We start from the raw sequence: 14,526 nt of genomic DNA, 5'->3' as shown, positions 1-14,526 counted from the left end.
TTTAATCGCTAGCACAATGTACCACATCTATTTTATGAAAAAACTTAACTCTGGTTATAAACTAACTCTATCTTTAACTTATCAATCTCCAACTTCAACTGTTCATTCTCCATCCTCAACTTAGCATTCTCCTCCCGAATCAACTCAACTTCAATCCTCTTACTCAAAGCCTGATTAATCGCTAATTTTCGCATATCTAGCGAGAACCAACGCTGATAAGTTTGCGTATGAACTTGTACACTATGCCCCAAATTATCCGCCGCAGCTTTAATTGGTATCCCCAAAATATGCGCCCGAATTGCCCAAGCGTGACGTAAATCGTATGGTTTAAAATCCAATCCTATTTTACGGAACCACCAACTAACTCGTTGTGTTAATGCGGTTATCTCCGCATGATTAGTGTTATCTTTTTTAGCGATCGCACTCCCCAACATCTCTAAATATTTAGGATTTCTCAAATCAAAGTCCGAAATCAATTGTCTATATAATGGTAATGCTTCTCTTTCCCCAGTCTTACAATCCTTATGAACTTTCCATGTCAAATCTGCATTTTCTTGACTTAACCACCAATCAATATCAGGATTAATAAAAAGTTCTCGTGGCCGTAAACCAAAAACTGCTAACATTCCATAAGTCCAGCGCCAAAGTTGCCAGCTATCTTTAACATTTTGATTAACTTGATTACCTCTGTTATTTTGATAGTCTTCAAACTTGTTAATTCCTTCAGATATTTCGGCATCTGTAGGGATATTGCGGGAATTATTCTCTGGAGTTTTGGAATATTTAGATAAATCGATTTCGATTTTGAATGTCATACAAAATGCCGATATAGCTCTAGCTGCATTATACTTAGCCCATTCTTTATCGATTTGTTCAATTGAACTTATCAGATTTTCAGCGATCGCTACATCTTTGGGATTTGTGAATCGCTTAGTTCGAGAAAAGTAATAAAAAAAAGTATGTTCACTTTTAGTAGTCCGTTGATGAGTTTTAAAATATTCTTCTTCAAATTGTTCGAGTAATTCGCCTATTGTTTGAAGTTCTTTTTTAATTGCCTCATTACCTAAATATTTATCATTCCATTCAAAAGTTTTACGAGCGATTAACTTCCCTAATTCATAAGCTTCTTCCTCAGCCGTCTTCAGTCCATCCAAGTTAGCAGGAATATTCAAACTGAGATTGTATTGCTTTCTCCCAGTACCACTGCTATCTTTGTCTCCCGGTTTAATTGGTAACGTCGCCCGTAGTTGCAGACTTCCATTCGATTCTCTAATTGTCACCTTTGCTTTTGCAGACTTCAAACGCAGATTAACTTTCTCTAATTCCAATAGTACTTTCGTTCTGATCATGCGCTCTTTGTTGCTATGATTGCAGAGATGAACACAAACACTGTGCGATTTTTAATCGCCCTGGCTGAGGACAACATTTAGATGATGCGTGAGTCCTGAACCTGATTATGCATCGCTGTGTTTTTAGCCTATATTTAGCCTAAAAATAAATGTGTTATCAACGAACAATGTTTAGAACAGACACTGTTTACTGCAAACATTAGGCTGTTGAAAAGAATTAAACCATAAAAAGGATTACTCCGGTCCTTATCACGGTTATGACGGCTTCGCCATCTTCGCTCGCGACATGGACTTGGCACTCAACAGCCCAACCTGGGGATTAATTGGCGCTCCTTGGAATGAAAAAGCTCAGGCTAAGAAGGCTGAAGCTAAGGCTAAGAAGGCTGAAGCCTTAGCTACAGCTGCCGTTTAGGGAAATCGGAGAGATAGATAAGTAAGGATAACCTGGGGCTAAAACCCCAGTGGGGAGTTGGGAATCCAAAATTCAAAACTAAAAAATTAGAAATTAATTTTGATTTTTGCATTTTGAATTTTGAATCATATTCCCACCTCCCACTCTCGCCTCAAATCCTTATTCCTCGATAAGTAAAGAATTCAGTAAGCTTGGAGATCCGGAAATGCCTCAGAATCCAGAAAAAATTCAAGACCACGTAGAGTTATTCCACCAACCGGAGTACAAAGAGCTATTTCAAAACAAAAAGCAGTTTGAAAATGGTCACGAAGGCGAAGAAGTAGAACGGGTTGCAGAATGGACGAAAAGTTGGGATTATCGTGAAAAAAACTTCGCTCGTGAAGCTTTAACCGTTAACCCTGCTAAAGCCTGCCAACCATTGGGAGCAATCTTTGCTGCTGTTGGTTTTGAAGGCACTCTACCTTTTGTTCAAGGTTCTCAAGGTTGCGTTTCTTACTTCCGCAGCCACTTAACCCGTCACTACAAAGAACCATTCTCTGGTGTCTCTTCTTCAATGACTGAAGATGCAGCCGTGTTTGGTGGTCTGCAAAACATGATTGACGGGTTGGCGAACTCTTACCAACTCTACAAGCCCAAAATGATTGCTGTCTGCACCACCTGTATGGCAGAAGTAATTGGTGATGACTTGCAGTCTTTCATCAACAATGCTAAGGAAGCTGGTTCAGTTCCTCAAGATTTCCCAGTACCCTACGCTCACACCCCTAGCTTTGTCGGTTCCCACATCACTGGTTACGACAACATGATGAAGGGAATTCTTTCTAACCTGACAGCAGGTCATAAGAAAGAAACCAGCAATGGTAAGATCAACTTCATCCCAGGTTTTGACACCTACGTAGGCAACAACCGCGAAATCAAGCGGATTGCTTCCTTGTTCGGTTTAGACTACACCCTTCTAGCTGACAACAGCGACTACCTGGATTCACCAAACACAGGTGAGTTTGATATGTATCCAACTGCAACAAAGCTAGAAGATGCAGCAGATTCAATTAATGCTATAGCTACAATTGCTCTGCAATCACACTCCACTCTCAAAACCCGCGAGTACATTGAAAAAGAGTGGAAGCAACCAACCGCAGTTTGCCGTCCTTGGGGTATTAAGGGTACTGATGAGTTCTTGATGAAACTCAGCGAACTGAGTGGTTTACCCATTCCCGAAGAATTGGAAAATGAACGCGGTCGGGCAGTTGATGCCATGACTGACTCCCACTCATGGATTCACGGCAAGCGCTTCGCTATCTTCGGTGAACCAGATTTAGTATACTGCGTAGTTGGCTTTATGCTAGAAATGGGTGCTGAACCTGTGCATATCTTGGTTCACAACAGCAACGATGTATTTGAAGCAGAAATGAAAGAACTGCTTGCTTCTAGCCCCTTCGGTAGGAATGCAACTCTTTGGCCAGGTAAAGACTTGTGGCACATGCGTTCTTTAATGTTCACCGAACCCGTAGACTTCCTGGTCGGTAACACCTACGGTAAGTACCTGTGGCGTGACACCAAGATTCCCCTCGTGAGAATCGGCTACCCGATCATGGATCGTCACCACTTACACCGCTATGCCACCATTGGTTACCAAGGTATAATCAACCTCCTCAACTGGACTGTAAATACCCTGTTTGAAGAAATTGATCGCAACACCAACACTGTTTCTAAAACAGATATTTCCTACGACTTGATTCGTTAGAAATTGCGTATAAACACAACGTGTTAATTAAGGGCGGAAATAATTCGTAATTCGTAATTCATAATTTGTAATTAGGAATTATTTCCACCTTTTTCTTTGTAGCATTTACCTGAGGTGTTCAATAAATGGAAACCATTAATCACACTCACGACCACACTCATCCTCATCCTAATTACCATCCACCTAACTATAAAAAGCCAGGGAAGTTCAACAATCTTCTTAATCCGTTGCGCCGTGTAGTGGATGGAATTCAGGTTACAAATAATCGCATCGCTCATCTAATTTGCCAAACAATTCCTTGTTGTTGTCCCTTTGAGCGCCAAATTAAATTATTTGGGCGGTCTATTGATATCCCACCACTGTGTAAACTCAATCCTTTATATGACGAATTTGTAGGATTGCGTTTCCGAGCTTTATCTTACCTTGCCGATGTATGTGGAGAGGATGTCAAAAAATACATTTGCTAATTATTAGTCATTGGTCATTAGTTATTCAAATGACAAATGGCAAAGAAAACTTCCATCGAATACGAAAAGAGAGATGAAAACCACCCAAGGCAAAATCAACGAGCTGCTCACTGAGACAGGATGCGAGCATAATGAGCACAAACAATCCGAAAAGAAAAACAAGTCATGCGCCCAACAGGCACAACCTGGCGCAGCTCAAGGGGGCTGCGCCTTTGATGGTGCAATGATTGCCCTAGTGCCGATCGCAGATGCTGCTCATTTAGTCCACGGGCCTATAGCCTGTGCTGGTAATTCCTGGGGCAGTCGTGGTAGTTTCTCCTCTGGCCCTCAACTCTACAAAATGGGCTTTACCACTGACTTGGGTGAAAATGATGTGATCTTCGGTGGCGAAAAGAAGCTTTACAAAGCGATTCTGGAAGTCAAAGAGCGGTATCAACCAGCAGCAGTATTTGTCTATGCCACTTGCGTTACAGCCTTAATTGGTGATGATATTGATGCTGTCTGCAAAGCGGCGGCTGAAAAAATTGGTACTCCTGTTATTCCCGTTATTGCACCAGGATTCATTGGCAGTAAAAATCTGGGCAACCGTTTTGGTGGTGAAGCTTTATTGGAATATGTTGTCGGCACAGCAGAACCGGAACATACAACGCCCTATGATATTAACTTAATCGGTGAATACAACATCGCCGGGGAAATGTGGGGAGTAACACCACTGTTAGAAAAATTAGGCATCCGTATTTTGTCTAAAATTACGGGCGATGCTCGCTACAATGAAATTCGCTACGCCCACCGTGCCAAGCTCAACGTCATGATCTGCTCACGAGCGCTGCTCAATATGGCGAGAAAAATGGAGGAGCGTTATAACATCCCCTACATTGAAGAGTCTTTCTACGGCATCGATGATATGAATCGTTGTCTGCGAAACATCGCTGCTAAATTAGGTGACGCTGATTTACAAGAGCGTACAGAAAAGCTGATTGCAGAAGAAACGGCTGCTTTAGATTTAGCACTGGCTCCCTATCGCGCTCGACTCAAAGGTAAGCGGGTCGTCTTGTATACTGGTGGTGTCAAGAGTTGGTCGATTATCTCGGCTGCTAGGGACTTGGGGATTGAAGTTGTTGCTACCAGTACTAGAAAAAGTACTGAGGAAGATAAAGCCAAAATCAAGAAGTTGCTCGGCAACGATGGCATTATGTTGGAGAAGGGCAACGCTAAAGAATTGCTACAAGTGGTTAAAGACACTCGTGCAGATATGCTGATTGCTGGTGGTCGTAACCAATACACCGCTCTGAAAGCTCGAATTCCTTTCCTTGATATCAACCAAGAACGTCACCATCCTTATGCAGGTTATGTCGGGATGATTGAGATGGCGCGGGAACTGTACGAAGCTCTGTATAGCCCCATTTGGGAGCAAATACGTAAGCCCGCTCCTTGGGAAGAAGACACGGAAACGCAAAGACACGAAGACACGGAGATTTCTTTATTTGCGTCACCACATCTCCCATCCACGTTTTCCGAAGCTTCCTCTGCTTTATCGGAGGAAAGCTAATGGCGATCGTCACCGTTTCCAATAAATCACTGACAGTTAATCCCCTCAAGCAAAGTCAAGCTTTGGGTGCAACCTTAGCATTTTTGGGATTAAAAGGGACGATGCCTTTATTCCACGGTTCTCAAGGTTGTACTGCTTTCGCCAAAGTTGTCCTGGTGCGGCATTTCCGGGAAGCGATTCCCCTAGCTACGACAGCAATGACGGAAGTCACCACTATTTTGGGTGGTGAAGAGAATGTGGAACAAGCAATTCTCACCTTGGTAGAAAAAGCTAAACCAGAAATTATTGGTTTATGTTCCACTGGGTTGACTGAAACTAGAGGAGATGACATCGAGGGATTTCTTAAAGCAATCCGCGATCGCCACCCAGAATTGAATGATTTGGCGATCGTTTTTGCACCCACCCCAGATTTTAAAGGTGCGTTGCAAGATGGCTTTGCTGTTGCTGTGGAAAGCATAGTTAAGGAAATTCCTCAACCAGGTGGAATCAGAAGTGAACAAGTCACAATTTTGGCTGGTTCTGCCTTCACACCAGGGGATTTACAAGAAATCAAAGAGATGGTCACAGCCTTTGGACTAGTGCCGATCTTTGTACCTGACCTTGGCGCTTCTCTAGATGGACACTTAGAGGATGCCTATAGCGCAGTTACAGTCAGTGGGACTACCTTAAAACAGCTACGAGAAGTAGGTAGTTCTGCTTTCACCCTGGCATTGGGTGAAAGTATGCGAGATGCAGCCAAAATTTTGTCAGAACGCTTTGGCACACCTTATGAGGTGTTTGGCGAACTGACTGGATTAGAACCTGTAGACGAGTTTCTCCAAGCATTGGCGATTCTGAGTGGTAACAGCGTACCCGAAAAATACCGTCGCCAACGCCGTCAGTTGCAAGATGGGATGTTGGATACTCACTTTTACTTTGGTGCTAAACGAGTTTCCCTAGCACTAGAACCTGATTTGCTGTGGTCAACAGTGCATTTTCTGCAATCGATGGGAGCACAAATTCATGCTGTGGTGACAACCACGCGATCGCCTCTGTTGGAAAAACTCCCGGTTAAAAGCGTCACCATCGGCGATTTGGAAGACTTTGATAATCTCGCAGAGGGTTCTGATTTGCTGATTGGTAACTCGAATGTTAGTGCGATCGCTAAACGGCTCTCAATTCCTCTTTATCGTCAAGGACTGCCCATTTATGACCGCTTAGGTAATGGTCAATTTACCAAAGTTGGCTATCGAGGCACAATGGAACTTTTGTTTGGCATCGGCAACTTGTTTTTAGAACAAGAAGAGTCATTAGTAGAGACGCGATTAATCGCATCTGTACAATAGTCATTCGTCAGTAGTCACTAGTCATTAGCAACTGACAACTAACAATTGACAACTAACAACTGACAAAGGACAAAGCAGGATGAAAATTGCCTTTACGACAAGTGACGGAGTTCATATTAATACTCACTTTGGAGGGTCAGAACAAATTGATGTTTATGAAATTTCTGATGAAGGATATCACTTTGGAGAAACTATCAAATTTAATTATGAAATCAAAGAAGAGAATAATGAGAGTAAACTCGCGCCAAAAATTGAAGCATTAGGTGATTGCACAATTCTTTATGTTTTAGCAATCGGCGGGAGCGCCGCGGCTCGGTTAATCAAGAAAGGTGTTACCCCAGTCAAGGCGCGATCGGAAGAAGACGAAATTACTGAAGTGTTAAACAAGCTAGTAAAAACACTCAAAGGGAATCCTCCACCTTGGTTGCGTAAAGCTTTAAAGCAAAAATCCACAAATTTTGCCGATGAAGTTGAAAATGAAGCAACAGTATGACCACAAATAATAGTGTTAATGGAACTGCTACAACTGAAGTCTTGAACTCGCCTTTCCTTAAGGTATTAATTAAACAAATCCGTGGTCAAGACAGTTATGGAGTTTATCGTAGTTGGTCGGATGAGTTAATTCTCAAACCCTTTATTATCAGTAAACAAAAGAAACGGGAAATCTCCATTGAGGGCGAAGTTGATCCGATAACTCAAGCTCGGATTATGGCATTTTTCCGAGCTGTAGCGGCTGGGATTGAACAGGAAACAGGTTTGATATCCCAGGTTGTAGTTGATTTAAGTCATGAAGGATTTGGCTGGGCGCTAGTTTTTTCTGGTCGTCTTTTGCTAACTGTAAAAACCTTACGAGATGCTCAACGCTTTGGCTTTGACTCGCTGGAAAAATTAGCCCAAGAGGGAGAAAGCTACGTCAACAAAGGCATTGATTTGGCGAATCGTTTTTCGGAAGTTGGCAAACTTTAACAATTTTATATTTTGGGTTTTGGATTTTGGATTCAAGTTTTAATCACTAATTCACTGTGGCGTCAGTTTACCTACCTTTAACAAACAAGAGGGTTAAGCCTCTTGTCTAGTTAATTGAGATAGTAGCTGGATTTCCGCCGTGCTGTACTAGTCTCATCACTATTTGATTGAAACAATATCATCCAATCCAAAATCTAAAATCTAAAATCCAAAATCCAATGTGGAGTGGCTGATTGTGCAAGCAGAAGAAACTAGTATTGAGGAACTACAAGGACAAATCAGACGGCTTAACAGCAAAGCAGGTCAAATGAAAATGGATCTGCATGATTTAGCTGAAGGTCTGCCAACAGATTACAAACAACTTATGGATGTTGCAGCTGCAACTTATGAAATCTTTCGCCAGTTAGATGAACTTAAGCAACATCTGAAAAAATTGGAGAACGCTAAATGACTGGAACTATTAATGAATTCAAGCAGCTCGTAGATGCAGAAGAATTTTTTAAATTCTTTAACCTGCCCTACGATTTAGATGTTGTGAATATAAATCGTTTACATATTCTGAAAAAATTTTCTCAATACATTCAGGAAATTGATGATAATTCTCCTGAATTAAGTCAAGAAGAGAGACTAAATCAATATTCTTTGGCATTGCAAAAAGCCTATCAGGTATTTATCGAATCAACACCGCACGAACAAAAGCTGTTCAAAGTGTTTAACGACAAGCCGAAAAATGTAGTCACACTGACAGAAATCACTTCTGATTAGGAGGTATAAATTGGTTAACCTGATGCCTACCGAATTAGAACGCTATCGTCGCCAAATGATGCTTCCGAATTTTGGCGAAACAGCACAGAAGCGCCTGAAGTCAGCGACAGTTCTGGTTACAGGTGTGGGGGGATTAGGCGGTACGGCGGCACTTTACTTAGCAGTAGCGGGTGTTGGGCGGCTAATCCTAGTCCGAGGTGGTGACTTGCGGCTGGATGATATGAATCGTCAGGTTCTGATGACCGATGATTGGGTAGGTAAGCCAAGGGTATTCAAAGCCAAAGAAACTCTGGACGCAATTAATCCTGATGTCCAAGTGGAAACTGTTCATGATTACATCACCCCGGAAAATGTAGATGAATTAGTGCAGTCCGCTGATATGGCTCTTGATTGCGCCCACAACTTTACGGAGCGCAATTTGTTAAATGAAGCCTGTGTGCGCTGGCGTAAGCCAATGGTAGAAGCCGCAATGGACGGAATGGAGGCTTACCTGACGACGATTATTCCTGGTGTAACTCCTTGTTTGTCTTGTCTGTTTCCAGAAAAGCCTGATTGGGATCGACGCGCCTTTTCAGTTCTAGGCGCTGTCTCTGGGACACTAGCTTGTCTAACGGCGCTGGAAGCAATCAAGCTGATCACCGGGTTTAGTCAGCCTCTATTGTCGCAATTGCTGACAATCGACCTGAATCGGATGGAATTTGCTAAACGCCGTTCTCACCGCGATCGCTCTTGTCCAGTATGCGGTAATAGTGCTCCTTGGAGACACGCGCAATCCAATTCGATGGAACCCACGGGTATTGCACAAAATAGTTGATTTTTGTCATTTGTCATTAGTGAATAACAAAGGACAACTGACAACCCCACCTGAAATCAGAACAACTAATCGCTACAGATCAGGAGACCTGATGACCGTTACTTTATCAGAAAAAGCAGAATTTCATCTCCAAGCATTGCTCGGAGGTTCCGCACCCAACGCTAATGGCGCAACTAAAGGTGTCCGCATCTCAGTAAAAGATGGTGGTTGCAGTGGCCATGAATATGCAATGGATATCACCAGCAAGCCTCAACCAGATGATTTGGTAAGCCAGCAAGGCAAAGTGCTGGTTTACGTTGATGCCAAAAGTGCGTCGTTATTAGAAGGAATTGTGGTTGACTTCGTTGAGGGAGTAGTGGAAAGCGGTTTTAAGTTCACCAACCCCAATGCAACTGATAAATGCGGTGGTTGTGGAAAGTCCCTCAAAGCAGGTGACAGTAAACCTAGTGGTGTACCTTGCAGCTAACATCATTCCGTTAGGGCCAAGTCAATTGTAGAGGCTTCCCATAGATGCGTTCGCCTTGCCTTGAGGTAGCTTCTAGTTCGTGTTGCATCCCTTACCTCTATGGAGAAGCTGACTAACGTTTAGCATCTCCCTAAGAAGAAGGGAAGCAAAAAGTAGGATAGGTTGCTCAAAAACTTCGTAAATTAGACCAACTGTATAACGTTTGAGGAGAATCGGAAAATGGCTTCCTACCAAGTTAGATTAATCAGCAAAAAAGAAAACCTCGACACCACAATTGAAGTTGACGAAGAGACTACCATCTTGGACGCAGCGCACGATAACGATATTGACTTGCCGGCTTCTTGTCAAGCAGGTTCTTGCTCTAGTTGTGTTGGCAAGGTCGTTGAAGGTGAAATTGATCAAGAAGATCAAAACTTCCTAGATGACGAGCAGATTTCTAAAGGATTCGCTCTACTTTGTGTCACTTATCCTCGTTCTAATTGCACAATTAAAACACATCAAGAACCTTATCTCGTCTAAACTATTACTTTGGTTGCTGTCTTTGGCAACCAAATAAAAGATGAAGGATGAAGGATGAAAATATACTTCCTTCTTCCCTTCACAATTCCTAATTTAGAATTTAAATGTTTGCCCGCTTTAGTGTAACTGGTTGTTCATTAGAATTGTTGAGAATGGGAGAGCGAGGAATCGTCACGTTCTGTAAAAGTCAAGATGAAACAATCTTGAAAGACCTGATATCAATGGGGGTAATACCAGGAACTACCATTACTTTAGAACAACACTTTCCCTCATCAATTATTAAAGTAGGAAATACATCTTTAGCACTAAATATAGAAAGTATCCGCGCTATTTATGTCCAGATTATTCATAATTGAATTAATTAACATCTATATAATACCCTCTTGACCTCACTCCTTTCCTAATTAATTGTAGGAGTGAGGTTACTCAATTTATTGATATGAATGCAATTTGGTATTAGAAATAGAGCCGCTTCCAAGAAAAGGCAACTTACCTATTTTTTAATCAATAGCAATTATCACATCTGATGATTTAACCACAGCATAAGCCTGCTTACCTTCTACAAGTCCTAGCTTTTCTGCTGATGATTTTGTGATTATTGACACTAACTCTACTCCTGGTGCCACTTCTAAAGTTATCTCACTACTAACTGAACCATGCACAACTTTTTTTACAGTACCTTTGAAAGAATTACGAGCGCTAATTTCCATTTTCCGTCTGTGTTTTACTTTTACTTAAATAAACTAGCAAATTTTTGTTGAAAAAGGAAATTATTTGAGATTTCTTAATAACTATCTGGGATCTGAAGGAAACCTTAGCCTCATATCTCTGTTTTATTAAATACAAGATTTTCCGGTAAACTAATATCATATTTGAGCATTCTCAGGTATTGATGGTGAATAGAGTAGGCGTTTAAGGTTTTAGATATTACTATTATTTAGTAATATCTGTAACTTCCTAATAATTGACATTTTTATTGAAATTAGGTGACTTAATTGTTGGTGAATATTTACCCATAATTTTAAATTTATCAGCTATCTATCGGTAGTTTATTTTAGAAAATAAAAATGTAAAGTATACTGCATTTTCAGCATATCTCAGGATTTTTTAGGAGAGATATCTGGGGATCTTCATAAACCATTCATAATTCAAACTTATCATAGTGATAAGATATAACTAAGCTAAATTGTTGCTAGTAAACTTACTACTCGACCAATTCAAAATTGCTGGGTGAGGGTGGGGAGTCGGGAGTAAAGAAAGATTTTTTTGTTTTACCAAACTTTTGAATACCTCAGAAAGTTGCTCTGGTAAATGACTAAAGTTCAGCTATTTATATAGCATTTTAAAATAATGGTGGGCAATACTCACCATTAAGTTTTCCAAGCAAATTTATGCTAGAAAATTACTTAAGTATGTAATATTTAAATAACAATCATGAGTCAAGTAAGCAGACAAGGTTTGAGTGAAGAAACAACCCAATGGCTAATAGCAAAAGGCTATAGTTCTGGGAATTTAAATCAGCCAGGTGAAAATGGCGATACAGCTTTGATGAAAGCTACAAGAGAGGGAGTTTATACAGTTGTCAAAGAACTGATTAATGCAGGTGTGGATATCAATGCTCAAAATAGCGATCGCAACAATGCTTTGTGGTTTGCTTGTTTTGGTAATCACTACGATTTGATTAATTTGCTGCTGGCTGTAAATATTAACATTGACAACCAAAATGATAACGGTGCAACTGTTTTAATGTATGCAGCATCAGCTGGAAAGACAGAAGTCGTCAAGTTACTTTTACCACATCATCCTAACTTAGATTTAAAAAACCTAGACGACTATAAAGCTATCGATTTTGCCAGCAATGTAGAAGTTTTAAGGATACTTAAAAATGCCACAAAGTAAGATATCTAGCAAAGCTTATCATGACGCTACCAAGCATTCTTACTTATCAGTACAAATTGAGCCAAATTATGTAGATGCCTCAACACAGCCATCTTCATTTAAAGTTTATCCCAAATTTTATCGGAGAGTGAAAATAAATCTCAATAATCCTGTTCATTCTTTTATCTCGTTAACCAGTGCGATAACTCTGGAAAAAGTATATAAAGATGGCCCATTCAAACTGCGAGTGAATCCATCAGCAGGCGCTCTATATCCCACGGAACTTTACGTACAGGTTCGCGGTATTGAGGGAATAATAGATGGTATATATCATCTAGAAGTTGAGAATAATTATCTAACACTCATCTATGAATTAATTGATGATGGATTAGAGAGTTATATTATACCAGGTAAAAGTATCAACGGATTCATCTTTTTAATTAGTTGTGTTTATTATAGGTCTAGCTGGAAATATCAAAATAGGAGCATGAGATATTGCTTACTAGATAGCGGACACCATTTAGGTGCGATCGCAGCTTCAGCTTTTCTCCACAACCGAGATATACAACTAATTTTTGACTTTGATAAATTAGCTCTCAATTCAGATTTGGGATTTGAGAATAAAGAGTTTATTACTGCTTGTGCGGTATCAGGAGAACTACAAGACAAGAAAATTAGACACTTAAGGCTGAAAGTTCCTTTTGTCTGTGGTACTGATTACTTTGAAGCTAATCAATTTATTGAAGATAGCTATCAAGCCACGGCTGTACAAAAGAGCCGCCAGCAGAAATTAGCACAGCCCAAGTTTGACTTTGACAAAGATAAATTTTATCAAACTGTTTGGAATAGACGTTCTATTAGACGTTTCCGGAAAGAGTCTATTTTTCAAGAAGATTATTTATATATAGTGCAGCAACTTGAGCAGTCAATACCGACAGAAAACTATGAGCAAATAGAAATTTACTCAGTGGTGCATCGAGTAGAGGGAATGACACCTGGGTTATATAAAGGTACGTATCTGGTTAAGACGGGTAATTTTAGTGAAAAGACAGGTTACTTATGTATTAATCAGGCTATTGCTAAAGATAGCGCTGTAACTTTATTTTTTGTGTCAGATTATTTAAATTATCAAACTGCTATGCAAATAGCTGGTTTTCTTGGACAGAGACTTTATTTAACTAGTAATTATTTGGGAATTCAGTGTAGTGGAATAGGTGCTTATTATGATAACGAAACCCAGGAATTATTAGAAACAAATAAAGATGTACTTTATGGAATGGTAATTGGAATATAAGTAGGAAGCTAAAGAGAGATGGTTAAAAAGACGTATTACTGTAATGGTGATGACTCACATCCTATGCAACCGACATCGGCAGATATTATACTGCGACAGCAACTAGAGGATTCTATTAGTAGATACTTTTATGATGCTTGCGATCGCATCATTCAAAATCTTCTATCTAATTGTCGGTGGTATGTCACAACCCATGCTAATGCTCTAACATTGGTAATTGAATGTCCCGATCAAGTTACTAATTGGCGTATTTTGCAACAAATTGTGCCAATGGGGACATTACTATATGGAATTGTCAGCAGTGCTAAAATCCGTGTTTGTCCGCCAGAGAGTCAAGTAGTACCTTTTGAAATGAGGGTAGATGAACTTTCTGTTTATCGGGATTGGGCGTGATTCAATTTTAGATTTTGGATTTTAGATTTGGGATTGTTAACTAAAAGTTGATATTCTGTTTGATAAGTGCAGCTACCTCTTCAAAAACCAAATCAGCAGAATGTTTGATAGCAGGACTTAACTCCAGTCCCAAAGCCAGATTTGCTGCTTCAATTAAATAAACTGTCACATCTTCGGGAAAGTCATTTTGAAAGATTTTTCGTCCAGCAGCTAAAGCATTATCCCAGCGAAAATCGTGCAAATTATAACTTGGTTCTGGCAAAGCTTCCAGTTCTTTTCCTGGAACTTTAAACACAGCACCTGGTTCAGAACCAGTTGAACTTGCATCAATAATTACTAATTGTTTACTACCTCTAGCTTGAAACATTACTTCCATCCCTGCGGTGCCACAGTCATAAACTCGCACATTAGGGTGAGGATATTGGGCGAGATAGTGCTGTAAGCGTTGAGCGATAATTACGCCTACTGCGTCGTCACTGCGATTGAGATTTCCGCAACCAATAATAGTTAGCATAGAATGAGATTAAGGCTACACAAGCTTTTGGGCTTTTCTTAGTGCCATTCCACTAAGAGTGGTTGAATAAATAG

The 14,526-nt window shown here is 40.4% G+C and carries 18 protein-coding genes and 1 pseudogene; 16 read left to right on the top strand and 3 right to left on the bottom strand.

The features are described from left to right. Positions 1-44 precede the first annotated feature (44 nt). Positions 45-1,346: a site-specific integrase gene (locus V7K85_RS03905; RefSeq protein ID WP_442940538.1), complete on the bottom strand. Its 1,302-nt coding sequence runs from the start codon at positions 1,344-1,346 to the stop codon at positions 45-47. Between the two features lie 226 nt (positions 1,347-1,572). Between V7K85_RS03905 and V7K85_RS03900 the strand changes: the two are divergent. From V7K85_RS03900 to V7K85_RS03840, 13 genes and pseudogenes are all read left to right on the top strand, one after another. Beyond that, positions 1,573-1,761 (top strand): annotated as a pseudogene (locus V7K85_RS03900) (hypothetical protein); the annotation flags it as partial. Between the two features lie 205 nt (positions 1,762-1,966). Beyond that, a complete protein-coding gene (gene nifK / locus V7K85_RS03895) occupies positions 1,967-3,502 on the top strand; it encodes a nitrogenase molybdenum-iron protein subunit beta (protein ID WP_334811338.1) in 1,536 nt (511 codons plus the stop codon). A 125-nt stretch (positions 3,503-3,627) separates the two neighbouring features. Continuing rightward, complete coding sequence (locus V7K85_RS03890) at positions 3,628-3,969, top strand: Mo-dependent nitrogenase C-terminal domain-containing protein (protein ID WP_334811337.1); 342 nt, start codon at positions 3,628-3,630, stop codon at positions 3,967-3,969. 73 nt (positions 3,970-4,042) lie between these two features. Further along, on the top strand, positions 4,043-5,518 hold the full coding sequence (gene nifE, locus V7K85_RS03885; RefSeq protein WP_334811336.1) for a nitrogenase iron-molybdenum cofactor biosynthesis protein NifE: 1,476 nt from the start codon (positions 4,043-4,045) through the stop codon (positions 5,516-5,518). Further along, complete coding sequence (nifN, locus tag V7K85_RS03880) at positions 5,518-6,843, top strand: nitrogenase iron-molybdenum cofactor biosynthesis protein NifN (protein ID WP_334811335.1); 1,326 nt, start codon at positions 5,518-5,520, stop codon at positions 6,841-6,843. The genes nifE and nifN overlap by 1 nt, the downstream gene beginning before the upstream one ends. A 79-nt stretch (positions 6,844-6,922) precedes the next feature. Next, positions 6,923-7,336, top strand: coding sequence for a nitrogen fixation protein NifX (gene nifX, locus V7K85_RS03875; RefSeq protein WP_334811334.1), 414 nt, complete (start codon positions 6,923-6,925; stop codon positions 7,334-7,336). Beyond that, entirely contained in the window at positions 7,333-7,809 is a 477-nt protein-coding gene (locus V7K85_RS03870) for a NifX-associated nitrogen fixation protein (protein WP_334811333.1), read from the top strand. The genes nifX and V7K85_RS03870 overlap by 4 nt, the downstream gene beginning before the upstream one ends. Before the next feature lie 235 nt (positions 7,810-8,044). Continuing rightward, complete coding sequence (locus tag V7K85_RS03865; RefSeq protein WP_334735121.1) at positions 8,045-8,260, top strand: CCE_0567 family metalloprotein; 216 nt, start codon at positions 8,045-8,047, stop codon at positions 8,258-8,260. Then, on the top strand, positions 8,257-8,574 hold the full coding sequence (gene nifW / locus V7K85_RS03860; protein WP_334811332.1) for a nitrogenase-stabilizing/protective protein NifW: 318 nt from the start codon (positions 8,257-8,259) through the stop codon (positions 8,572-8,574). Before V7K85_RS03865 ends, nifW begins: the two co-directional genes overlap by 4 nt. A gap of 10 nt (positions 8,575-8,584) precedes the next feature. Then, positions 8,585-9,388 (top strand): HesA/MoeB/ThiF family protein, encoded by an 804-nt coding sequence (locus V7K85_RS03855; protein WP_334811331.1) that lies wholly within the window; start codon positions 8,585-8,587, stop codon positions 9,386-9,388. A 91-nt stretch (positions 9,389-9,479) separates the two neighbouring features. Next, positions 9,480-9,854: an iron-sulfur cluster assembly accessory protein gene (locus V7K85_RS03850; protein ID WP_334811330.1), complete on the top strand. Its 375-nt coding sequence runs from the start codon at positions 9,480-9,482 to the stop codon at positions 9,852-9,854. Between the two features lie 219 nt (positions 9,855-10,073). Then, on the top strand, positions 10,074-10,373 hold the full coding sequence (locus tag V7K85_RS03845) for a 2Fe-2S iron-sulfur cluster-binding protein (protein WP_273768381.1): 300 nt from the start codon (positions 10,074-10,076) through the stop codon (positions 10,371-10,373). 104 nt (positions 10,374-10,477) lie between these two features. Next, complete coding sequence (locus V7K85_RS03840; RefSeq protein ID WP_334811329.1) at positions 10,478-10,729, top strand: FeoA family protein; 252 nt, start codon at positions 10,478-10,480, stop codon at positions 10,727-10,729. Between the two features lie 144 nt (positions 10,730-10,873). On the opposite strand, the gene V7K85_RS03835 is transcribed toward V7K85_RS03840, so the two are convergent. After that, positions 10,874-11,083: a TOBE domain-containing protein gene (locus V7K85_RS03835; protein WP_334811328.1), complete on the bottom strand. Its 210-nt coding sequence runs from the start codon at positions 11,081-11,083 to the stop codon at positions 10,874-10,876. A gap of 724 nt (positions 11,084-11,807) precedes the next feature. Between V7K85_RS03835 and V7K85_RS03830 the strand changes: the two genes are divergently transcribed. The 3 genes from V7K85_RS03830 to V7K85_RS03820 are packed head-to-tail and all read left to right on the top strand — an operon-like array spanning position 11,808 to position 13,938. Next, entirely contained in the window at positions 11,808-12,272 is a 465-nt protein-coding gene (locus V7K85_RS03830; protein WP_334811327.1) for an ankyrin repeat domain-containing protein, read from the top strand. Next, entirely contained in the window at positions 12,259-13,545 is a 1,287-nt protein-coding gene (locus V7K85_RS03825) for a nitroreductase family protein (RefSeq protein WP_334811326.1), read from the top strand. Before V7K85_RS03830 ends, V7K85_RS03825 begins: the two co-directional genes overlap by 14 nt. Positions 13,546-13,563: 18 nt before the next feature. Continuing rightward, positions 13,564-13,938, top strand: a complete 375-nt coding sequence (locus tag V7K85_RS03820) for a hypothetical protein (RefSeq protein ID WP_334811325.1) — start codon at positions 13,564-13,566, stop codon at positions 13,936-13,938. A gap of 40 nt (positions 13,939-13,978) precedes the next feature. Here the strand turns inward: V7K85_RS03820 and V7K85_RS03815 are convergent, their stop codons facing one another. After that, positions 13,979-14,452, bottom strand: a complete 474-nt coding sequence (locus V7K85_RS03815; RefSeq protein WP_334811324.1) for a hydrogenase maturation protease — start codon at positions 14,450-14,452, stop codon at positions 13,979-13,981. Positions 14,453-14,526 lie beyond the last annotated feature (74 nt).

The organism is Nostoc sp. (assembly GCF_036917615.1).
Lineage (GTDB): Bacteria > Cyanobacteriota > Cyanobacteriia > Cyanobacteriales > Nostocaceae > Nostoc.
Note: the sequence above shows the minus strand (reverse complement) of the source record. Positions and strands in the feature narration are given on the sequence as shown.

Bases quoted from the DNA above. Each gene is read 5' to 3' on its own strand.
- nifK (WP_334811338.1), top strand. From the start codon at position 1,967: ATGCCTCAGAATCCAGAAAAAATTCAAGACCACGTAGAGTTATTCCAC.
- V7K85_RS03890 (WP_334811337.1), top strand. From the start codon at position 3,628: ATGGAAACCATTAATCACACTCACGACCACACTCATCCTCATCCTAAT.
- nifE (WP_334811336.1), top strand. From the start codon at position 4,043: ATGAAAACCACCCAAGGCAAAATCAACGAGCTGCTCACTGAGACAGGA.
- nifN (WP_334811335.1), top strand. From the start codon at position 5,518: ATGGCGATCGTCACCGTTTCCAATAAATCACTGACAGTTAATCCCCTC.
- nifX (WP_334811334.1), top strand. From the start codon at position 6,923: ATGAAAATTGCCTTTACGACAAGTGACGGAGTTCATATTAATACTCAC.
- V7K85_RS03870 (WP_334811333.1), top strand. From the start codon at position 7,333: ATGACCACAAATAATAGTGTTAATGGAACTGCTACAACTGAAGTCTTG.
- nifW (WP_334811332.1), top strand. From the start codon at position 8,257: ATGACTGGAACTATTAATGAATTCAAGCAGCTCGTAGATGCAGAAGAA.
- V7K85_RS03850 (WP_334811330.1), top strand. From the start codon at position 9,480: ATGACCGTTACTTTATCAGAAAAAGCAGAATTTCATCTCCAAGCATTG.
- V7K85_RS03845 (WP_273768381.1), top strand. From the start codon at position 10,074: ATGGCTTCCTACCAAGTTAGATTAATCAGCAAAAAAGAAAACCTCGAC.
- V7K85_RS03840 (WP_334811329.1), top strand. From the start codon at position 10,478: ATGTTTGCCCGCTTTAGTGTAACTGGTTGTTCATTAGAATTGTTGAGA.
- V7K85_RS03835 (WP_334811328.1), bottom strand. From the start codon at position 11,083: ATGGAAATTAGCGCTCGTAATTCTTTCAAAGGTACTGTAAAAAAAGTT.
- V7K85_RS03830 (WP_334811327.1), top strand. From the start codon at position 11,808: ATGAGTCAAGTAAGCAGACAAGGTTTGAGTGAAGAAACAACCCAATGG.
- V7K85_RS03825 (WP_334811326.1), top strand. From the start codon at position 12,259: ATGCCACAAAGTAAGATATCTAGCAAAGCTTATCATGACGCTACCAAG.
- V7K85_RS03820 (WP_334811325.1), top strand. From the start codon at position 13,564: ATGGTTAAAAAGACGTATTACTGTAATGGTGATGACTCACATCCTATG.
- V7K85_RS03815 (WP_334811324.1), bottom strand. From the start codon at position 14,452: ATGCTAACTATTATTGGTTGCGGAAATCTCAATCGCAGTGACGACGCA.